The organism is Streptomyces sp. NPDC002577 (genome assembly GCF_053594815.1).
Genome location: NZ_JBSFWK010000007.1, coordinates 74,826 through 94,534, shown reverse-complemented (window position 1 = coordinate 94,534; position 19,709 = coordinate 74,826). Strand labels below are relative to the sequence as shown.

Sequence of the window (19,709 nt, the reverse complement as noted above, 5' to 3'; positions counted from 1 at the left end):
GTCAGGGACGTCCGGTAGCCGGGACCTCCTCGCCGGGAGGCACCGGTCCCGGCGGCGTACCGTCGCCGAACGGCCGACCGCCCAGCTCATGCCGGTGGTGGGGCGTGAGCCAACCGGCCAGATCCGGGCCGACGGGCACGATGCGGGTCGGGTTGATGCCGGTGTGCACGCGGTAGTAGTGCTGCTTGATGTGATCGAAGTCGACGGTGTCACCGAAGCCGGGTGTCTGATAGAGATCGCGGGCATACGCCCACAGGACGGTGTCCTCCGCCAGCTTCCACCGGTTGCACTTGAAGTGGCCGTGGTAGACGGCATCGAAGCGGACCAGTGTGGTGAACAACCGGATGTCCGCCTCCGTCAGCGCCTCTCCGACCAGATAACGGCGGTCGGTGAGCCGCTTCGAGAGCGCTTCCAGGCGCCGGAAGACGCCGGCGCAGGCTTCGCCGTATGCGCTCTGGTGCGTGGCGAACCCCGCCCGGTACACGCCGTTGTTGACGTCGTGGTAGACGTCGGCCATGACCTCGTCGATCTCCTCGCGCAGCCGTTCCGGATAGAGGTCGGGCGCGCCAGGCCGGTGCAACGCCGTCCACTCCGTGGCGAAGTCGAGCGTGATCTGCTGGAAGTCGTTCGTGACGAGCCGGCCGCTGGGTATGTCCACGATCGCCGGGACGCTGACGCCGCCGGGGTGGCCGGTCTCCCGGGCGTCGTAGGCCTCGCTGAGATAGCGGATGCCGAGGACGGGATCACGGCCGTCAGGATCAAGCGTGAACCGCCAGCTGCGGTCGTCCTGTATGGGATCGGCGATGGCGAGGGAGAGTGCGTTCTCCAGCCCCAGCAGGCGGCGCGAGATCAGGGAACGGCTCGCCCATGGGCAGGCGCGGCTGACGACCAGGCGGTAGCGGCCTTCCTCGACCGGCCAGCCGTCCCTTCCGTCCGCGGTGATGCGATCCGCGAAGTGGCTCTTGGACCGGGTGAAGGTGCTGCGCCCGTATTCGGTGTTGCCGCCGCCGTCTCCGGTACCGCTGCCGTCGCCGGTGCTCCGGCCGTGGCAGCCGTCGTCCTTGTTGTAGCGGCTCCTGCCTTGGTCGGTGCGGCTCATTCCTGGTCTCCCTTCTGCGGCATGCGAGACGAGTGCCCCCTTTTCCTCCCCTTTCGCTACCTCGTTCTCTTCCGCTACCTCGTTCCGTCTGATGACTGTGTGAGGCCGTGCCGTCGGGGCATCCGGCCGGAAGCGACGCGAGGAACAGGGCTCTTTCTCCCGCTGCGTGCGGAGGGGCGTACCGCCGAGGCGGTGGCGCGCGACCCTGCCCCGCGCGCGGTCCTCGCCGAGGACGGCACGGCCGTGATCGGGGCGTCTGTGGAGTCACATCACCGAGCCCCCACCGCCGAAGGACACCGGAAAGCCCTTGGCCCAGGGGAGGAGCCAGCCGACCCTGCGCCGTCGTAGCGTGTGGTCTCGCTGATGTCGTGTTGCAGGTGACGAGATGACGAGATGACGAGGAGCGGGCCGTGCTCAGTGGCGTACTGATCGGAGAGAGCCTGCGTGTGGGCAGCGAGCTGAACAGGGTGCCGTTGCAGGTCACGACGGTGCGGAGGATCGAGGTCGGCAGTGCGGGCGCTGGGCAGCCCGGACGGTGGACCCTGCTGGACTTTCAGGCCCCGGAGGCGGAAGCCGAGCGGCTGGCTGACGCGGTCGCCGAGTGCCTGGAGCCGACGGGCGGTTGGTACGTCAACTACAACACCACGACGGAGGCGTTCGTGGTGTTCGCCGGTCGGGTCTTCCGCTACCCACGAGGGGATGCCGCCTCGCGCGCCGAGGTGCAGGAGTACGCCCGCTCGATCGGCATTCCCGAAGAGCAGCTGGACTGGGAGGACTGAGCACTGGCCGTCCGGAGGGGCGGAAGGCTTCGACGCCGGACGCCGGACGCCGGACGCCGGACGCCGGACGCCGGACGCCGGACCCCGGAGCGGGCCGGTCCGCGGCCGCCGTCTGGCGTCCGGCGTCCCTTATTGGTCGCCCGCACTCGCCAGATCTCCGCCCCTCAGCCCAGCACCACCGAGGCAGCCGCCGCGATGATGGTGGCAAGTGCGGTCGCGAGCATGGCCGCTCGGACGGTGAGGCAGTTCAGCTCGGCCGGCCGTGGGGCGTACGCAAGGGTGGTCTTGGGCTTGGCAGGGACGGAAAGGTTCCTGCTTACTGTCTGATCATCGGTGCGACGTTTCTCCGACTCGCGCAGCTCTTCACACCACGGGCAGTCCTCCGCGTGTCCGACGGGGCTGTCCAGCCAGTAGGCACCTGTAAGCCCCGCGTCGGGCGTCGGAATCGGATTACCAGCAGAAGCGTTCATGCTTTGACCAACGTCGTCCGCGATCGCGTGGCAATGCATCCGGCCGGTTCTGCAACCGTCCCGTTATCAAGGTCTCGATTTCTGTCGATCAGTCGACGTACGACTGACCGAGCCGCGAAGCCACGGCGTCTGGCCGACCTGGAACCCGAGGCGGCAGACATGAGCAACGCCGGGGTGCCGGGACAGCGGATTCCAGTTCTGGGGCGGCCGCCGCCGTGCCCGGCACGGAGCCGGCTCGAAGCGCCAGAGGCATCGAGCGGCGGCCGCCTGTCGGGTGCTTACCTGTGCGCCCCGAACCACGACATCGCCGGCAGGGCCTTGTCGTCGTAGCCGAACAGGGCCTGGTTCTCCCAGCCGTTGCCCGAGGCCGAGTCCGTCGGGTCCCAGCCGTTGCCGGTGACCGCGGTCCAGGTGGACTCCCAGTAGAAGACACCGAGGCCGCGGCCGTTCGGGACGGCCTCCACGATGTTCATGACGTCCCGGAGCCAGGCGGACTGCCCCGCAGTCGAGGCCGGGTAGCCGGACACCAGCTCACCGGTCGTGTCGATGATGTTGGTCAGCGAGTCCTCGCTGTCCAGCCGGAACGGGTAGGCCGTCTCGGCGACGAAGACCGGCTTGCCGTAGCGGGACGCCGCGTCGTCGAGGGTGGTCTGGAAGTCGTAGAGCGAACCGTGCCAGTAGCCGTAGTAGGACAGGCCGATGGCGTCGAACTTCACACCATTGGCGACCGCGTTGTCGAACCACCAGCGGGTGCCCGACAGGTCGCCGCCCTTGGCGAGGTGCAGTGCCACGGTCGTGGACGAGCTGACCGCCTTTGCCGCGTCGTAGCCGGAGTTGAGCAGTCCGGCGAGCTGTGACCAGTTGTCGGTGGAACCCTCGGACCAGAGGATGCCGCCGTTGATCTCGTTGCCGATCTGCACCATGTCGGCCGTGGTGCCCTGCGCCTTCAGGGCGTTCAGGACGTCGTACGTGTGGTTGTAGACGTCCGTCTTGAGCTGGCTGTACGAGTGCCCGGACCAGGCGGCCGGCTTGGTCTGCGCGCCCGGGTCGGCCCAGGTGTCCGAGTAGTGGAAGTCGACGAGCAGCTTCATGCCTTGCGCCTTGATGCGCTTGGCCATCGCCAGCACGCGCGTCTTGTTGTTGTAGCCGTCGGCGGGGTTCACCCACACCTTGAGGCGGGCGTAGTTCTGCCCGGCGGACTTGAGGATCGCGAGCGCGTCGCCGGTGGTGCCGGAGCTGCTCTTGTAGACGCCGCCGAGTGCCTCGCTCTTGGCGAGCGACGAGACGTCGGAGCCCTTGATGGACAGGCCGGTCTGGCCCGACGTGAAGGTCAGGTCGTCGACGTTGATCCAGTTGCCCGCGTTGGCGTCGGAGTTGATGCTGATCGTGCACTGGTTGTTCGTCACCGCGATGGAGGTGACGATGCGTATCCAGCCGCTCGCGGAGACCGGCAGGTCCGTGCGCTGTTCCGAACTTCCGCAGTTCTTCAGTGCTATGTACGCGGAGTTCTGGCCGCCGCCCGAGCGCACCCACGCGGTGAGGGTGTAGTTCCCGTTGGTCAGCCCGGACAGGTACTGGTACGTCTCCACCTTGTACGCGGACGACGACCAGTGGGTGAGGCGGTAGCTGCCGCTGTGACCGCCCGCCTCGGTGTAGGAGGCGGAGTTCTGGCCGGCCGCGGAGTAGGTCGACCAGCCGGACGGGATCGCCGTGCCGGTGCCGTCGGACTCGAAGCCGCCGTTGGTGAGCGTGGACGCCGCGTGGGCGGCGGTGGCAGGCAGTGCGGTGAACGCGAGGCCGGCTGCCAGCGGGAGGAGCAGGGCCCGCAGGGTGCGTCTCGTATGGAACATCGTCGGTCCCTTCGACGAGATTCAATTGAGGTGGGGGGTGGGTTGAGAGTGGCGGCGTCCTGCCCCTTGCCCGAACAGGACGCCGCACGTACCGGCCGGGGATCCCCCTGCGGTCCCGGTCGGCGATCAGAGGGGGCGGCCGCGCGAGGGCGTACGAGCCGCTGCGGTCAGCCCCTGCGGAGTGCGCCTGGACGGTCAGCCGTCCAGGCGCTCACCCCGGGCGGTCAGCCGTCGAGGCGCACGACCCGCACGGCGCCGGCGGGCACCGCGAGACGGCCCGCGGCGCGCTCGCCCGTCAGCAGCTCGGTGCCGTGTGCCTCCAGCGGCACCTTGGCGTCCGAAGCGGTGTGGTTGATCGCGAAGAGGTAGCGGCCGGACTCGCCGGAGCGGGTCACCACCTCCACGTCGCGCGGGAGGTCGGTGCGCGGCGCGATCCGGGCGTCCTCGCAGGCCCAGCCCAGAAGGACGTCCAGGTCGCGGGGCGCGAGACGCGTGGAGACGTACCAGGCCGTGCCCTCGCCGAGGCTGTTGCGGGTGACGGCCGGGCCTCCGGCAGCGAGCCCGTCCGCGTACGTCCACACGGTCTCGGCGCCGCGCGGGGTGACGAACTCCGTCCACACGTCGCCGGAGAGCTCCGAGCCGTCCGCTGCCGTGATCCGCACCAGCTCACCCTGGAGCAGCGGCGAGAACTCCTCGACCGTCAGGCCGAGTACGTCCCGAAGGGCCCCCGGGTACGGCCCCTCGTGGACGGCGTCGTGCTCGTCGACGATGCCGGAGAAGTAGGAGACGACGAGGGTGCCGCCGTTCTCCACGTATGCGCGCAGGTTCCGGCCCGCAGCCTCGGTGGCCAGGTAGAGCGCGGGGACGACGACAAGGGGATACGCCGACAAGTCGCTTTCGGGGTGGGCGAAGTCGACCGTGAGGTGGCGGTCGTACAGCGCCTCGTAGAACGAGTCGGCACGCTCGCGTGCGTCGTGGTCCTCGCTGGGCCGCCACTCCAGGGACTGCGCCCACCAGGACTGCCAGTCCCACACCATCGCGACGTCGGCGACCGTGCGCGTACCCTGCAACGACTTCAACGTATCGACGTCCGCGCCCAGTTGGACCACCTCGCGCCACACCCGAGAGTCGGTGCCCGCGTGCGGCAGCATGGCCGAGTGGAACTTCTCGGCGCCGCGCCGCGACTGCCGCCACTGGAAGAACATGGCGCCGTCGGAGCCGCGCGCGACATGCGCTAGGGAGTTGCGGGCCATCTGGCCGGGCGCCTTGGCGGGGTTGCGCGGCTGCCAGTTGACGCCGGACGGGGAGTGTTCCAGGAGCAGCCAGGGCGCGCCGTCGCCCACGGAGCGGGTGAGGTCGGCGGCCATCGCGAGGTTGACGTGCGTACGGCGGCCGTCGGTGATCAGGTAGTGGTCGTTGGTGACGATGTCGACCTCGCGGCCCCAGGCCCAATAGTCGACGGAGTCGCACTGGCTGAGCGCCGTCATGAAGTTGGTCGTCACCGGGACGCCGGGGGAGAGGCGGTGCAGGATGTCGCGCTCTCGTACGAAGTTCTCCCGCATCGTGGCGTCGGCGAAGCGGCGGTAGTCGAGCTGCTGGGCCGGGTTGGCGGCGGTGGGCGTCTGCCGGGGCGGGTCGATCTGGTCGAAGGACGCGTAGCGCTGGCCCCAGAAGGCGGTGCCCCAGGCATCGTTGACCGCGTCCACCGAGTCGTACGTGGTGCCGAGCCAGCGGCGGAAGTGCGCGGCGCAGGTGTCGCAGAAGCAGGACGAGACCGGCACGCCGTACTCGTTGTGGACGTGCCACATGGCGACGGCCGGGTGGGATCCGTAGCGCTCGGCGAGCTGCGTGGTGATCGATGCGGCCGCGTCCCGGTAGGCCGGGTTGCTGTGGCAGATCGCGCCGCGCGAGCCGAAGGAGAGGCGGACGCCCTCGCGGGTCACCGGCAGGGCGTCGGAGTGGGCCTTGTAGAACCAGGCCGGCGGGCACACGGTCGGCGTGCCGAGATCGGCGCGGATGCCGTTCTCGTGCAGCAGGTCCAGGAGTCGGTCGAGCCAGCCGAAGTCGTAGGCTCCCGGTTCGGGCTCCAGCAGGGCCCAGGAGAAGATCCCGACGCTGACCATGGTGACGCCGGCCTCGCGCATCAACGCGACGTCCTCGTGCCAGACGCTTTCCGGCCACTGCTCGGGGTTGTAGTCCCCGCCGAAGGCCAGCCGGGTGAGGCCCTTGGGTGCTGCGGCCCCCGCGACCGCAGGGGGAGCCGACTTCGCGGTCTGCGCCGCTTCCGAGCCGTCCGGCATGGATGTCTCCTGAAAACTATCGATCAATTGGGAACGTGCACACACGGCGGCGGCGACGTAAGTCAAACATAACCGCACAGCAACAACCATTGACAAGTGTCTGGGATGTTTCTCTACTGTGAACGCTCACAGAGCACAGCACACCGCGCATGGCCGGTTTGCTGATCCAACGCCTTCAGGCCCTTGTCAGGGGAGACCACCCATGCAGTTCACGATGCGCCGCCGCCTCGTGGCCACCGCGATAGCCGTTGCCGTCGGTGCCACCACGCTTGCCGCCTGCAGCTCCGACTCCGACGGCAAGGACTCGGCCGACTCCGGTCCGGTCTCCCTGACCTACTGGGCGTGGGCCCCTGGCATGGACAAGGTCGTCGCGATCTGGAACAAGGAGCACCCCGAGATCCAGGTCACGGTGAAGAAGCAGGCATCCGGTGACGAGCTCGTCACCAAGATCATCACGGCTGCCAAGGCCAAGAAGGCCCCCGACCTGGTGCAGGCCGAGTACCAGGCGCTCCCCACCCTCGTCAGCAATGACGTCCTCGCCGACATCACGGACGACGTGAAGGACACCAAGGACAAGTTCGCCCCCGGCGTCTGGCAGATGGTCACCCTCGGCACCGACAGCGCCTACGCGATCCCCCAGGACTCCGGGCCGCTGATGTTCTACTACCGCGAGGACCTCTTCAAGAAGTACAAGCTGTCCGTCCCGACCACCTGGGACGAGTTCGCGGAGACCGCCCGCGCGCTCAAGAAGAAGGACTCCTCCAAGGCGCTCACCACCTTCTCCTCCAACGACTCCGGTCTCTTCGCGGGCCTCGCCCAGCAGGCCGGAGCGAAGTGGTGGACCGCTGAGGGCCAGAAGTGGAAGGTCTCCATCGACGACGCGGCCACCAAGAAGGTCGCCGACTTCTGGGGGGGCCTGGTCCAGGAGGGCGCCATCGACAACCAGCCGATGTACACCCCCGCCTGGAACAAGGCGCTCAACACCGGCAAGCAGATCGCCTGGGTCAGCGCGGTCTGGGCGCCCGGCGTGCTGACCACCGCGGCCCCGGACACGGCCGGCAAGTGGGCGATGGCCCCGCTGCCGCAGTGGAGCGCCGGCGAGAACGCCACCGGCAGCTGGGGCGGCTCCTCCACCGGCATCACCAACGACTCCCAGCACAAGGAGGCCGCGGCCAAGTTCGCCACCTGGCTGAACACCGACGACGAGGCCCTCGCCGCGATGGTGAAGGACGGCGGTATCTACCCGGCCGCCACGGCCGCCCAGACCGGTGACGCCCTGTCCAAGGCCCCGGACTTCTTCTCCAACCAGCCGGACTTCTACACCAAGGCCGCCGAGATCGCGAAGACCACCGCGCCGTCCGCCTGGGGTCCCAACGTCAACGTCGCCTACACCACCTTCAAGGACGCCTTCGGCAAGGCCGCCAAGGCCAAGAGCAAGGCCCAGTTCGGGTCCGCGCTGACCGCCATGCAGGACGACACCGTCGCCGACATGAAGAAGCAGGGCTTCGAGGTCTCCGAGTGATGTCCGGCACCACCGAGATCACCGGCAAGGTGGCGCGCGGCTCCGGCCGCGCGCCGCGCGCCCGCGCCACTGGTGGAAGCGTGCGGCGCGCCCCGTACGCGTTCCTCTTCCCCGCCGTCGTCCTGTTCCTGCTGTTCTTCGTCCTGCCCATCGGCTACGCGGTCTACCTCAGCCTCCGCAAGGTCGAGGTCAAGGGCCTGGGCCTGGGATCCGGCGCTCGGCACGAGGCGTGGACGGGGCTGTCCAACTACACCGCCGCCCTCTCCGACTCCGAGCTGGTGCACGGTGCCCTGCGCGTCCTCGGCTACGGCGCGATCGTCGTCCCCGTGATGCTCGGTTCCGCGCTGCTCTTCGCGCTGATGTTGGACACCGACCGGGTGCGGCTCGCCCCCTTCACACGGCTGGCGATCTTCCTTCCCTACGCCATCCCCGGTGTGATCGCCGCCCTGCTGTGGGGCTTCCTGTACCTGCCGAGCGTCAGTCCCTTCTACTTCCTGCTCGACAAGGCGGGCCTCCCCGAGCCCAACCTGCTGGACGGCGGACCGCTGTTCATCGCCTTGTCGAACATCGCGATCTGGGGCGGCACAGGCTTCAACATGATCGTCATCTACACCTCGCTGAGGTCCATCCCGGCCGAGGTGTACGAGGCGGCGAAGCTGGACGGCTGCTCCCAGCTGCAGACCGCGCTGCGGATCAAGATCCCGATGGTGGCGCCCTCGCTGGTGCTCACCTTCTTCTTCTCGATCATCGCGACGCTGCAGGTGTTCGCCGAGCCGACCACCCTCAAGCCGCTGACCAACTCCGTCTCCACCACCTGGAGTCCGCTGATGAAGGTGTACCAGGACGCCTTCGGCAACAACGACATCTACTCGGCCGCCGCCCAGGCCGTGATCATCGCCGTCGCCACCCTGGTGCTGTCCTTCGGATTCCTGCGCGTCGCGAACGCCCGCTCCAAGCAGGAGGAAGCCCGATGAGTTCTCTTGCCGTCCGTAAGGCCGCCCCGGCCGCCGGCACCACCCCCGGCACGGCCCAAGGGCCGCCGCTGCGCCGCCGTATCGCCTTCATCCCCACCCTCACGCTGCTGCTCGGCGCCGTGTACTGCCTGCTGCCCGTCGTCTGGGTGGTGATGGCCGCCACCAAGTCGGGGAAGGAGCTGTTCTCCACCTTCACCTTCCTCCCGGGCACGGGCTTCGCCCAGAACCTCTCGGACCTGAGCGCCTACCGCGACGGCATCTACTGGCAGTGGATGGGCAACTCGGCCCTCTATGCGGGACTGGGGGCGCTGCTGTCGACCGCGGTCTCCGCCGTCTCCGGCTACGCCCTCGCCATCTACCGCTTCCGCGGACGCGAGACTGTCTTCAACATCCTGCTGGCGGGTGTGCTGATGCCACCGGTCATCCTCGCTGTACCGCAGTACCTGCTGCTGGCCAAGGCCGACCTGACGGATTCCTACGCCTCCGTGCTGCTGCCGCTGGTCCTCTCCCCGTACGGGGTCTACCTCGGCAGGATCTACGCCACCGCGGCCGTGCCGGCCGATGTGGTGGAGGCGGGACGTATGGACGGTGCCGGGGAGTGGCGGATCTTCGCACGGATCGGGCTGCCGATGATGGTGCCCGGCCTGGTGACGATCTTCCTCTTCCAGTTCGTGGCGATCTGGAACAACTTCCTGCTGCCGTACATCATGCTGAGCGACGACGAGAAGTTCCCCATCACGCTCGGCCTGTTCACCCTGCTCAACCAGGGCAACACCACGCCGGCGCTCTACACCCTGGTCATCACGGGCGCTCTGCTGGCGATCATCCCGCTCATCGCCCTGTTCCTGGTCATCCAGCGGTTCTGGAGCCTGGACCTGCTGTCCGGGGCCGTAAAGTCGTGACCATGAGCAATCAGGCGGGGGGCAGGCGCAGGCCGCCGACGATCCACGACGTGGCCCGCGAGGCCGGAGTCTCGCGGGGCACGGTCTCCCGGGTCCTCAACGGCGGGCACTACGTCAGCCCCGCCGCGCAGGAGGCGGTCAACGCCGCGATCCGCAAGACCGGATACGTCGTCAACCGGCACGCCCGGTCGCTGATCACCGGCCGCTCGGACTCCGTGGGCTTCCTGCTCACGGAGCCGCAGGAGAAGTTCTTCGAGGACCCGAACTTCAACGTGCTGCTGCGAGGGTGCACCCAGGCGCTCGCCGCGCACGACATCCCGCTGCTGCTCATGATCGCGGGTACGGAGGACGAGCGGCGGCGGATAAGCCGGTACATCACCGCGGGCCATGTCGACGGAGTGCTGCTGGTCTCCAGCCACTCCGGAGATCCGGTCGCCGCCGAGCTGCGCGACGCGGGGGTGCCGCTGGTGGCCTGCGGCAAGCCCATAGGGCAGGCCTCCAAGGTGAGTTACGTCGCCGCCGACGACCGGGACGGCGCCCGCGACATGGTCCAGCACCTGCTGTCGCTGGGCCGCCGGCGCATCGGCATGATCACCGGCCCGCTCGACACCCCGGGCGGCGTCGAACGCCTCGCGGGGTACCGCGAGGTGCTCGGCGAGGCGGGCGTCGAGGTCGACGAACGCCTCATCGTCCCCGGTGACTACAGCCGGGCCGGGGGTGAGGCCGGAGCGGCCGAACTCCTCTCCCGCGTACCGGACCTGGACGCGCTGTTCGTCGCATCCGACCTGATGGCGCAGGGTGCGCTGACCGCCCTGCAGCGGGCGGGCCGGCGTGTGCCGGAGGACGTCGCCGTCGGCGGCTTCGACGACTCGCCCGCGGCGACCGCGGCCAGCCCGGCCCTCACCACGATCCGGCAGCCCTGGGACCGCATCAGCGCCGAGATGGTACGGGTGCTGCTGGCACAGATCGGCGGCGAGGATCCGTCCGCCGTGATACTCCCGACCGAGCTCGTGAAGCGGGAATCGGCCTGACGGCCGAAGAGACTCCGTCCTGCGTCGCTCAGATCCGCTGCACCGTCCCCGGCGATCGGACAGCTGTCCCAGGGGTGAGGGTGACATGGCCGACGGCCTTGAGGGTGCGGAGGACGGGGGCGGTCTCAAGGGTGCGGATCCCGTCGAGGGTGCCGAGCCGGCGAGTCAGATAGCGGTGCAGGTCGGCGGGGTCGGAGCACAGTGCCTGGGCGAGTACGTTGGTCGGCCCGGTGGTGGCGACGACCACGGCGAGCTCGTCGTGGGTGGCGAGAGTGGTCGCGACATGATCGAGGTCCGCGGGTGCGACGGCCATCCACAGCAGCGCCTGGGTTCTGACGCCGTATGCGGCGACGTCGATCTCCACGTCGAAGAAGACGTTACCGCGGGCGCGTAGATCGCTCAGGCGCCGGGCAACCGTGGCCTGTGACCAGCCGGTGGCTGCGGCGAGTTGAGCGTACGGGGCGCGGCCGTCATGGCGCAGGGCGTCGATGAGGGCATGGTCCATGCTGCTCAGCGGTCCCTGACTGCTCAGTGGTCCATGACCGGAAGGGACCGGGAGCGTCGGCCGGAGCTGTTGTTGCTGGTGGCGGCTGAGTGTCTGCAGGCGACCACGCCATGCCGTGGGCCCGCCCAGGTATGTGTGCAGCAGGCAGTGCGCGGAGACCGCGGTGATGCCCGCTCCGCGGCGGACGTCGCGCAGCAGCAGTGGCTGTTCGGCGTGGGGGGCGTGGACGATGGCGAAGATCTCGGTGCCCGCGGAGGTCAGCTTGACCCATGAGGTGTCGGAGCGCCGGGCCAGTGAGTGCCCGAGCGCCTGGGAGGCGGCCGGCGTGGTGGTGATCCGGACCATCCATTGCGTCTCGCCGGAGCGGTCTCGATCGGGAAGGCCGACGACGCGCAGACCCGACTCGGCACGGAGCCGCCGGTAGCGGCGCGCCACGGTCTGGGTGGATACGCCCAGGACCTCGGCGATCCGGCTGAACGGTGCTCGCCCGTCGATGTGCAGGGCGTGCACAATGCCTCGCTCGAGATCGTCCAGCATGGACGTATTTTCTCACCCGGACCCAGTTCATGGAAGAAAACTCCCAGTCGGCCGGCATGGATGGAGCAAGCGAAGCGATGGACCGACCCTGATTCCGGACGGACTGCCGGGATGAGGGGGGAGCCATGCTGGTGCAGGACGAAGTTCAGGTCGTCAGGGCCTATCGGTGGCGTTGGTTCGCGCTGATCACGCTGTTGATCGCCGAGGCGATGAATCTGCTGGATGCGACCATCGTGACCGTGGCGGCGCCGGTGATCCGTGCCGATCTCGGTGGTGCGGCCTCTGACGTCCAGTGGTTCGCCGCCGCGTACACGCTGCCGTTCGCAGTGCTGTTGGTCAGCGGCGGCCGACTGGGAGACGTGGCCGGGCGGCGGCGGGTGTTCGCGCTGGGAGTCGCCGTGTTCACGCTGGCATCCGTGCTCTGTGCGCTGGCGCCCGGGGCCGGACTGCTGATCGGTGCCCGAGCCGTGCAGGGGGCCGCGGCCGCCTTGATCATTCCGCAGACCATCGGTCTGATCCGCTCCATGTTCGACGGCGCCGAATTGGCCCGGGCCGTGGGCAGCATCGGACCGGTGATGGGTCTGGCGGCGATCCTGGGACCGCTGCTGGGGGCCACGCTCACCCACGCGGATCTGTTCGGCTCTTCCTGGCGGGCCGTGTTCCTCGTCAACGTTCCCCTCGCCATCGTCGTGCTCGGCATGGTGCCTCTGCTGCCCGGTCGCGGCGCCGGTGAAGGCAGCCGGCCGGGGTGCCTGGACGCGACCGGCACGGGGATGGCGGTGATCGGCACCACGCTGATCGTGTATCCGCTCATCCAGGCGAGCGCTGTGGGCTGGCCCGTATGGAGCCGGTACTCACTCGTCGCAGGATGCGCCGTTCTGACGCTGTTCGGCCTCCACCAGCGGCACCGCGCCCGAGGCGGTCGCAGCCCGCTGATTGAGGCAAGCCTCTTCCGTGACCGTGGCTTCCCCGCCGCTCTTGCGACCTCCACGCTGTTCTTCGCGGTGATGAACGGGCTGATGGTGGTGGTCGTACTGCAGGTTCAGCTCGGCCTCGGCCGCGATGTCATGACCGCCGGGCTCACCCTGCTGCCGTGGACGGCCGCGATGGCCGTCGCATCATGGGTCTCGGGTGCTCGTCTGGTGCCTCGCTACGGACCGCGGACGATGTTCGCCGGGCTTGCCGTCATGCTCGCAGGCCTGCTCGGTGCCGTCGCCGTCTGCCACACCGCACGGCCCGGCACCTATCCATGGTCTCTGCTCATCGCTCTCACAGCCGTCGGGACCGGCAACGGAGTGTTCACCGTGCCCTTCTTCACCACCGCCCTGTCGCGTGTCCGGCCCCATGAGACCGGCTCGGCCGCCGGTCTGCTCAACGCCGTACAGCAACTGGGCGCGACGCTCGGTACCGCTGTCCTCGGGACCGCCTTCCTCCGCACCATCGGCGTCGGCGCCGCCCGCGCGGCGGGCGCGCTCCACGCCGCCCAGGTCGCCTTCTGGCTGGCCGCCGGACTTCTCGCCGCCACCGCCATGACCGCGTCGCTCATGCTGGGCCGCCACCTGCGAGCGGAAGCCGGCTTCGGCGGGCCTGCGACGCCGAGTTGATCCGAGGCAGGCGCACTCCGCCGTGCGCGCCCGGTCGCGCATGGGCGCCGTCCACGGCAGCCGCCGAGCGGCCGATCCGGCGGTGGCGAGGCAGCATGGTTAGTGCCGAGTGTTGGTGTTGGTGTTGGTGGCGCGTGGTTGGTGCCTGGACCGAGCACATCGAGGAAAGATCGGCGATACGAGATGGGCCCTCGTATGACAGGGCGGGACAACGCGGGCGAGCGGACGTCCGGTCCGGAACCCGTGTCCGTCGCGGTCGATGCGCAGGGGAACGTCACGGCCTGGAGCGCCGGGGCTCAGCGGCTGCTGGGCCACGCACCGGCGGACGTCGTCGGCCGGCCGCTGGCCGGGCTGATCGACGCGGAAGATCGTGAGGCCGCCATGGCCGGGTTCCCGGCGGCTGGGCAGACCACCGAGTGGACCGAGTCGGTCACCATGGTGCACCGCGACGGCCGCCTGCTGGAGGTGTACCTGCGCGGTGTGCCGCTGCTGGACGGCGAGGGACGGCCGCTGTGGTTCCTCACCCTGCGGCAGCCGGCGCAGCCGACCACGTCCGACGATGTCGCCCAACTGCTGGAATGGGTCTTCAACCAGTCCCCGATCGCCATGACCCTCCACGACGGCGAACGGCGGATGATCCGGGCGAACAGCGAGATGACACGGATCCTGGGCCGCTCCGAGGAGCAGATGCGCGGCCTGAGAGCTCCGGACATCGCCCCGGCCACCCGCACCGCCACGCGCCTCGACCGGGCCATCGAACTCGCGCTCCGGACAGGCGAGCCCTCCATGGAGGAGATCCTGGACCGTGTGCCGCCGGAGACCCAGGTGCGCGCGTGGACCACGGTGATCTCGCCGTTGAAGGACCCGGCCGGAGAGGTGCGCGCCGCGTGCACCGCACTGTTCGACGTCACCGAGCAGTACCGGGCCCGTCGGCGCCTCACGGTGCTCAACGAGGCCAGTACCCGTATCGGCGGAGTACTGGACGTACACCGCACCGCCGAGGAGACGGTGCAGCTGGTGGTTCCGATGCTCGCCGACTTCGCAACCGTCGACCTGCTGGAACAGGAGCTGGAGGCCCCGGGCGTGGTGCCTCCGCCGGACGGCTCGGTCACGCTGGTCCGCATGGCCCAGGAGTCGGTCCTCGAGGGACATCCCGAATCGGTGGTCGCGTCGGGGGAGGCACACGAGTACCCCGCGATCTCACCGCTGGCCCGCTGCCTGGTAACCGGCCGCGCCACCCGCCACTACGTCGGTGATCCCGAGGTCCATGCCTGGCTCCACGCCAACCCGCGGCGCGAGGCGAGCGTCCGCCGGTACGGGGTCCACTCGCTGATGAGCGTGCCGTTGCGGGCGCGGGGCACCACGCTCGGGCTCCTGCTGTTCATGCGCCACGAGCAGCCGCTCCCCTTCGACGACGACGACCTGTTCCTCGCCGAGGAGATCGCGGCGCGCGCCGCCGTCTGCATCGACAACGCCCGTCGCTACACCCGTGAGCGCAGTACCGCCGTCACGCTCCAGCGCAGCCTGCTGCCGGGCCATCTACCGCCCCAGGCGGCCGTCGAGGTCGCCTCGCGCTATCTGCCCGCAGGGCCCCAGATAGGCGTCGGCGGCGACTGGTTCGACGTCATCCCGCTGTCGGGCACCCGGGTCGCCCTCGTCGTCGGCGACGTGGTGGGCCACGGCATCCACGCCTCCGCGACGATGGGCCTGCTGCGCACCGCCGTGCGCACCCTCGCCGACGTCGACCTGCCCCCGGACGAACTCCTGACCCACCTGGACGACGTGGTCAGCCGCCTCAACGCCGAACAGGAGCCGAACGGCGCCCGGGGCGACATCGGCGCCACCTGCCTGTACGCGGTCTACGACCCGATCTCCCGCCGCTGCACCCTCGCCCGCGCGGGCCACCCCGAACCCGCCCTCGTCACACCGGACGGAACGGCGCGCTACATCCGTATGCCCGCGGGCCCGCCCCTCGGCCTCGGCGGCATCCCGTTCGAATCCACGGAGATCGAACTGCCCGAGGGCAGCCTGCTCGCCCTCTACACCGACGGGCTCATCGAATCGCGTGACGGCGACGTCGGTGTCCGGCTGAGCGAACTGCTGCACGCCCTCGCGGAACCGGCGCCCTCCCTCGAGGCCACCTGCGAGTCGGCGCTCAAGGCCCTGCTGTCCGACCGCCCCTCCGACGACGTCGCGCTGCTTACCGTGCGTACCCGGGCCCTGACCGCGGACCAGGTCGCCACCTGGACGCTCCCCTCGGAACCGGCCGTGGTCGCCGAGGCACGCTCGCTCGTCGCTGGTCAGCTGGCGACGTGGGGCCTCGGCGAGGCGGCGGCGTACGTGACCGAGCTGGTGGTCAGCGAACTGGTCACCAATGCCATCCGCTACGGCAGCTCGCCCATCCAGCTGCGCCTGATCCACGACCGCACGCTGATCTGCGAGGTGTCGGACGCCAACAGCGCCGCTCCGCATCTGCGCCGGGCCCGCGTCTTCGACGAGGGCGGGCGCGGACTCCTCCTGGTCGCGCAGCTCACCCAGGCGTGGGGGACGCGCCAGACGTCCGCAGGCAAGACGATCTGGGCCGAGCAGAGCCTCGCCGACTACTGACGCGACGTCCGGCTCGACGACGAGTGGTGAAGCTTGCCGAGCGGTCCTCCGACCAGACTGAGGCGCCCTGCCCGAGGCCGGGCAGGGCGCCGCCTCTCTTCGTATCGGTTCTGTCGCCGGGCAAGGCCCGGGTGGGCGCGGCTGGGATCAGTACCGCAGGGCGCCCGCGATGTGCTGTGTCTCGTCGAGGGTGCCGTCCGGGACGAAGCGGACGTCGGCGCCGGTTTCCAGGGCCTGTTCGACGATCTCGTCGATGATGTCGTCGCGGGCGTCCAGGTCGGTGCTCTCGGCCGGGACCAGGTGGTCGCCGTCGTCGCGGACCGTGAGGCGGTAGTTCTCCTCGACGGCGAGCAGGCGGATCCGGCCGGCGTTCGCCTCCTGCCAGACCTCGTCGACGCCGGCGGCGAACTCCTTCCGGCCACGGGCCTTCTCCAGGTCCGACAGCACGGAGGCGACCTCCTTCTTCTCCTCGGCGGCGATGACGGGCTGGATGGCCTGCCACACGGCTTCGGGAGTGCGGTGCGCGAGCCCGCCGTGCGGGACGGGGGTGGCGTTCTTGGCTGCCGTGCCGGCCTCGCGGAGCAGGGAGAGGGCCGCCGGCTCGCCGGTGATGTACAGAGGCCGCGGCTCGGCGTCGAGGACGCGGCCGAGCGCGTTGTCGGCCTCCCGCAGCCACAGGCGCGACGCCTCGTCACGGAACGTGCTCGGAACATCGCCGATCTGCTGCTGGCCCCGAGGCTCGGCGTCCGGGTCCTGGAGGCTCCGGGTCAGCGGGAAGCCGCCCCTGCGCTCCTCGACGACGCGGTCCGGACCGCCGTTCCACAGGGTGACGCGGTCGGCCGAGACCGCGAGCAGCCAGAACGTGCGCTCGGCGGCCTGCGCTGCGACGAGGTTGCGGGTCAGGTACGTGTCGGAGAGCACCACACGCTCGGGCACGGAGCGAGCCAGGGACCACACCTCGTGCTCTCCAGGAGCGGCGAAGATGACCAGGCCGTCCTCGGCGTGGACGAGGTCGATGTCGGACGTGGCCCTCTCGAGCTGCTGGAGGACGTCGTTCCGCCGCTCCCGGGTGACGGCGGGGTCGGCCTCCAGCTGCTTCTTGGCCTCGGCCAGCAGGTTGCGCAGGCGGACGGGGTCCTGGGAGTTGTCCGGCTCCCGGCGGTGGGTCGGCATCAGCAGGGACACCGCCGGATACGGCCGCGGCTGGCGCAGTCGGGAAAGGGCGGAGGGGCTGAGAGCGGGCTGCATGACGCTCCTTCCGGGTTCAGAGGGTCGGTGACGCACGGCCGGGGGCGATGGACGGCGCGCCGTGTGCGGCGGGCTCTGGCCCTGGCGGGCGCAGGCCCCGCCCGCGGCCTGCGTTCCTCAGCGGTCCGCGCCGGTGAGCTGGGCGGCAAGTTCCTGGCTGCGATGCCGGGCTTGAGGAGAGCCGATCACGAGGGGTTCTGACATGGTGCCTCCCGGGCCACCGACTAGCCAATATGCACCATATGTCTGATTCGGTGATCATGCCTGCGGTGCGCTGCCGACCGCGAGCCGACCGGGTTTCGGGGGCTGGTTCGCCGCCGCGTACCGTTCACCGACCGTCACCGGTTGCCGACTGCTTCGCCAGGCATGGGGGCTCTATGCCGAATCTGCGAGATTCAGGCCTTTTCCGCATGAGACTTGCTAGGCTGTGCGCCGTGGGAATGTCTCTTGGCGAGCGAGTGCGGGTCACCGTGGCAGCGCTGATGCAGATCACCGGCGAGTCCCAGGCGGAGCTCGCCGCCGCGCTCGGCGTGAACCAGACGCAGGTGAGCCGCCGTCAGACGGGCAGTGCCGCGTGGAGCCTGGACGACTGCGACGCGCTGGCCGCGCACTACGGGATCGACGTCCTCGACCTGCTCGCCGGTCCCACCCGGGCCTGCGAATCCCTGACTTCCCGGCGTCGCCGCAGCTCTGCGCGTACGGGCCGTCGGCGTCATGCGGGCACGACGAAGGGGGCGGCGGCACAGTGACGGGCTTCGAGGCGATCGACGCACTGCTGGCAGGAGGCGGTGCCCCAGCCGTGCGTACTGTGCGGGCAGCCCGCCGCCCATCAGGTCGCCGGGTTCGCTCAGCACCTCGATCCGGCCGAGTGCGCCGGGGCCGCCGAACAGACCGGTTCGGCGCCCCCCGCGGGAGCAGCCGACCGGACCGCGGCAGATGGAGGCGATGGGCGCGACCGAGCCGGGCATCGCCCGGTGAAGGTGGTGCCGGTCGGCCGCCGGACGCAGGAGGCGTCCGAGACGCGGGACGTGATCGGCGAGGCGGTCGCGGCGGCGCTCGCCCAGCACGCCGGTGACGTGGAGGCAGCGACGGCCGCCCTGGTGAAGCGCGCCATCCCGGACGCGATGGCGCTGTTGGACGAGGCGCGCAAGGGCGGGCGGTACGACATCGTGGCGTACCCCTGGATCCCCGACATCCTGCGCAAGCAGACGTCCCGCGGAGCCGACCAGATCTGGGAGGCGCGGCCCAAGTGGGCGCGGCCGGAGCTGCCCGTGGGCCGCCATGAGGTGACGGCCCTGGACGTCAACGGCGCGTATCTGTCCGCCCTCAAGACACATCTGCCGATCGGTCAGCTGGAGCACTCCGCCGGCTTCGGCCACGACCGCCGCCGCGCCGGCGTGCACCTGATCACGCCGCCCGACTGGCAGCACGACGCGGTCCTGCCCAACCCGCTGGGCAACCGCGACGAACCCGGCCCGCTGTGGGTCACGGAACCCACACTGCGCCTGCTGCTGCGCCTGTCCGGCCCGCAGTACGGGCTGTGCGAACCCCCGGTGATCCACGAGTCGTTCACCTCCGGCGCCACGGAGAACCTGCTGGAGAAGTTCCGTGTCGCGCTCAAGGACGCGCGGGACAGGGCGATCGCCGACGAGGACGAGGTGGCGCCGGAGTATGTGAAGGCGATGTACTCCAAGTTCGTCGCGACGATGGGGGAGTCGAACTTCAACCGGGAATTGTACCGGCCGGACTGGATGCGCCTCATCCGCTCCCAGGCCTTCGCCAACCTGTGGATGAAGGCGTACAAGGCCCACGGCGATGGGCTCACCGTGGTGCGCGCGATGGGTACGGACGAGCTGCACGTCATCGGCGACTGGCGGCGCGTCTTCGCCGAGGGCCGCGGCGTTGCCGAGGTGAAGGTCAAGGACGTCTACACCGTCGGCTCGGACCCCGGCCCGGTGACGGAAGGAACCGCACGTGCCTGAGCGCACCATCGAGTTCGGCAAGTACGGTGCCCGCGGTGCGTGGGGCTGCGCCTGCCCTCGAGCCATGCCTTGAGCGTGCGGTCCGTCACCGTCAGGCCCGCCTCGCGGGCCGCGGGGGACCGCATCGTCGAGGCCTGGGCGGCGGGCGACGCGCAGGCGCTCGACGACGCATGGACCGACCAGATCGTCGACCTCGGCTCCGAGTGGGGCCAGTACGAGTACGTCACGAACGTCGGCTTCGCCGCCTAGGTGTGTCTTCCGTAACAGGAAGACACACCTCCGCCGCCCTCTCCGGCGCC

The 19,709-nt window shown here is 69.9% G+C and carries 14 protein-coding genes and 3 pseudogenes; 10 read left to right on the top strand and 7 right to left on the bottom strand.

Annotated elements, in window-relative coordinates:
- Position 1: 1 nt before the first annotated feature.
- Complete coding sequence (locus ACWD4J_RS12650; protein ID WP_451395334.1) at positions 2–1,099, bottom strand: glutathione S-transferase family protein; 1,098 nt, start codon at positions 1,097–1,099, stop codon at positions 2–4.
- A gap of 410 nt (positions 1,100–1,509) precedes the next feature.
- Between ACWD4J_RS12650 and ACWD4J_RS12645 the strand changes: the two genes are divergently transcribed.
- Positions 1,510–1,878 (top strand): hypothetical protein, encoded by a 369-nt coding sequence (locus ACWD4J_RS12645; RefSeq protein WP_451395333.1) that lies wholly within the window; start codon positions 1,510–1,512, stop codon positions 1,876–1,878.
- A 164-nt stretch (positions 1,879–2,042) separates the two neighbouring features.
- On the opposite strand, the gene ACWD4J_RS12640 is transcribed toward ACWD4J_RS12645, so the two are convergent.
- From ACWD4J_RS12640 to ACWD4J_RS12630, 3 genes are all read right to left on the bottom strand, one after another.
- Positions 2,043–2,348 (bottom strand): hypothetical protein, encoded by a 306-nt coding sequence (locus ACWD4J_RS12640; RefSeq protein WP_451395332.1) that lies wholly within the window; start codon positions 2,346–2,348, stop codon positions 2,043–2,045.
- 278 nt (positions 2,349–2,626) lie between these two features.
- On the bottom strand, positions 2,627–4,198 hold the full coding sequence (locus tag ACWD4J_RS12635; protein WP_451395331.1) for a glycoside hydrolase family 53 protein: 1,572 nt from the start codon (positions 4,196–4,198) through the stop codon (positions 2,627–2,629).
- Between the two features lie 224 nt (positions 4,199–4,422).
- Positions 4,423–6,498 carry a beta-galactosidase gene (locus ACWD4J_RS12630; RefSeq protein ID WP_451395330.1) on the bottom strand — a complete coding sequence of 692 codons (2,076 nt, stop codon included), beginning with the start codon at positions 6,496–6,498 and terminating at the stop codon, positions 4,423–4,425.
- Positions 6,499–6,700: 202 nt separating this feature from the next.
- Between ACWD4J_RS12630 and ACWD4J_RS12625 the strand changes: the two genes are divergently transcribed.
- Genes ACWD4J_RS12625 through ACWD4J_RS12610 form a run of 4 tightly spaced genes read left to right on the top strand, consistent with a single transcriptional unit; the run spans position 6,701 to position 10,927 of the window.
- Complete coding sequence (locus tag ACWD4J_RS12625) at positions 6,701–8,020, top strand: ABC transporter substrate-binding protein (RefSeq protein WP_451395329.1); 1,320 nt, start codon at positions 6,701–6,703, stop codon at positions 8,018–8,020.
- Positions 8,020–8,994 (top strand): carbohydrate ABC transporter permease, encoded by a 975-nt coding sequence (locus ACWD4J_RS12620; RefSeq protein WP_451395328.1) that lies wholly within the window; start codon positions 8,020–8,022, stop codon positions 8,992–8,994. The genes ACWD4J_RS12625 and ACWD4J_RS12620 overlap by 1 nt, the downstream gene beginning before the upstream one ends.
- Positions 8,991–9,896: a carbohydrate ABC transporter permease gene (locus ACWD4J_RS12615; RefSeq protein WP_451395327.1), complete on the top strand. Its 906-nt coding sequence runs from the start codon at positions 8,991–8,993 to the stop codon at positions 9,894–9,896. The genes ACWD4J_RS12620 and ACWD4J_RS12615 overlap by 4 nt, the downstream gene beginning before the upstream one ends.
- Positions 9,893–10,927, top strand: a complete 1,035-nt coding sequence (locus tag ACWD4J_RS12610; RefSeq protein ID WP_451395326.1) for a LacI family DNA-binding transcriptional regulator — start codon at positions 9,893–9,895, stop codon at positions 10,925–10,927. Before ACWD4J_RS12615 ends, ACWD4J_RS12610 begins: the two co-directional genes overlap by 4 nt.
- A gap of 28 nt (positions 10,928–10,955) precedes the next feature.
- Here ACWD4J_RS12610 and ACWD4J_RS12605 read toward each other — a convergent pair whose 3' ends face one another.
- Positions 10,956–11,969, bottom strand: coding sequence for an Lrp/AsnC family transcriptional regulator (locus tag ACWD4J_RS12605; protein WP_451395325.1), 1,014 nt, complete (start codon positions 11,967–11,969; stop codon positions 10,956–10,958).
- 125 nt (positions 11,970–12,094) lie between these two features.
- Here ACWD4J_RS12605 and ACWD4J_RS12600 point away from each other — a divergent pair, with 125 nt between their 5' ends.
- Both ACWD4J_RS12600 and ACWD4J_RS12595 read left to right on the top strand, forming a co-directional pair.
- Positions 12,095–13,573, top strand: a complete 1,479-nt coding sequence (locus ACWD4J_RS12600; RefSeq protein WP_451395324.1) for an MFS transporter — start codon at positions 12,095–12,097, stop codon at positions 13,571–13,573.
- 195 nt (positions 13,574–13,768) lie between these two features.
- The gene (locus ACWD4J_RS12595) at positions 13,769–16,180 is read left to right on the top strand and encodes a SpoIIE family protein phosphatase (RefSeq protein ID WP_451395323.1); all 2,412 of its coding nucleotides are present in this window, start codon (positions 13,769–13,771) and stop codon (positions 16,178–16,180) included.
- A gap of 147 nt (positions 16,181–16,327) precedes the next feature.
- Here ACWD4J_RS12595 and ACWD4J_RS12590 read toward each other — a convergent pair whose 3' ends face one another.
- Positions 16,328–17,428 carry a baeRF3 domain-containing protein gene (locus tag ACWD4J_RS12590; protein ID WP_451395322.1) on the bottom strand — a complete coding sequence of 367 codons (1,101 nt, stop codon included), beginning with the start codon at positions 17,426–17,428 and terminating at the stop codon, positions 16,328–16,330.
- Positions 17,429–17,862: 434 nt separating this feature from the next.
- Here ACWD4J_RS12590 and ACWD4J_RS12585 point away from each other — a divergent pair, with 434 nt between their 5' ends.
- Together ACWD4J_RS12585 and ACWD4J_RS12580 are read left to right on the top strand one after the other, a co-directional pair.
- A complete protein-coding gene (locus ACWD4J_RS12585; RefSeq protein WP_451395321.1) occupies positions 17,863–18,177 on the top strand; it encodes a helix-turn-helix domain-containing protein in 315 nt (104 codons plus the stop codon).
- Between the two features lie 36 nt (positions 18,178–18,213).
- A pseudogene (locus ACWD4J_RS12580) lies at positions 18,214–19,410 on the top strand (transcriptional regulator); the annotation flags it as partial.
- 38 nt (positions 19,411–19,448) lie between these two features.
- Here ACWD4J_RS12580 and ACWD4J_RS12575 read toward each other — a convergent pair.
- Positions 19,449–19,523: pseudogene (locus ACWD4J_RS12575) on the bottom strand (transcriptional regulator); the annotation flags it as partial.
- A gap of 4 nt (positions 19,524–19,527) precedes the next feature.
- Here ACWD4J_RS12575 and ACWD4J_RS12570 point away from each other — a divergent pair.
- A pseudogene (locus ACWD4J_RS12570) lies at positions 19,528–19,659 on the top strand (transcriptional regulator); the annotation flags it as partial.
- Positions 19,660–19,709 lie beyond the last annotated feature (50 nt).

Excerpts from the sequence above, each read along its gene's own strand:
- ACWD4J_RS12650 (WP_451395334.1), bottom strand. The coding sequence starts at position 1,099 with ATGAGCCGCACCGACCAAGGCAGGAGCCGCTACAACAAGGACGACGGC.
- ACWD4J_RS12640 (WP_451395332.1), bottom strand. The coding sequence starts at position 2,348 with ATGAACGCTTCTGCTGGTAATCCGATTCCGACGCCCGACGCGGGGCTT.
- ACWD4J_RS12635 (WP_451395331.1), bottom strand. The coding sequence starts at position 4,198 with ATGTTCCATACGAGACGCACCCTGCGGGCCCTGCTCCTCCCGCTGGCA.
- ACWD4J_RS12630 (WP_451395330.1), bottom strand. The coding sequence starts at position 6,498 with ATGCCGGACGGCTCGGAAGCGGCGCAGACCGCGAAGTCGGCTCCCCCT.
- ACWD4J_RS12625 (WP_451395329.1), top strand. The coding sequence starts at position 6,701 with ATGCAGTTCACGATGCGCCGCCGCCTCGTGGCCACCGCGATAGCCGTT.
- ACWD4J_RS12620 (WP_451395328.1), top strand. The coding sequence starts at position 8,020 with ATGTCCGGCACCACCGAGATCACCGGCAAGGTGGCGCGCGGCTCCGGC.
- ACWD4J_RS12615 (WP_451395327.1), top strand. The coding sequence starts at position 8,991 with ATGAGTTCTCTTGCCGTCCGTAAGGCCGCCCCGGCCGCCGGCACCACC.
- ACWD4J_RS12605 (WP_451395325.1), bottom strand. The coding sequence starts at position 11,969 with ATGCTGGACGATCTCGAGCGAGGCATTGTGCACGCCCTGCACATCGAC.
- ACWD4J_RS12600 (WP_451395324.1), top strand. The coding sequence starts at position 12,095 with ATGCTGGTGCAGGACGAAGTTCAGGTCGTCAGGGCCTATCGGTGGCGT.
- ACWD4J_RS12595 (WP_451395323.1), top strand. The coding sequence starts at position 13,769 with ATGACAGGGCGGGACAACGCGGGCGAGCGGACGTCCGGTCCGGAACCC.
- ACWD4J_RS12590 (WP_451395322.1), bottom strand. The coding sequence starts at position 17,428 with ATGCAGCCCGCTCTCAGCCCCTCCGCCCTTTCCCGACTGCGCCAGCCG.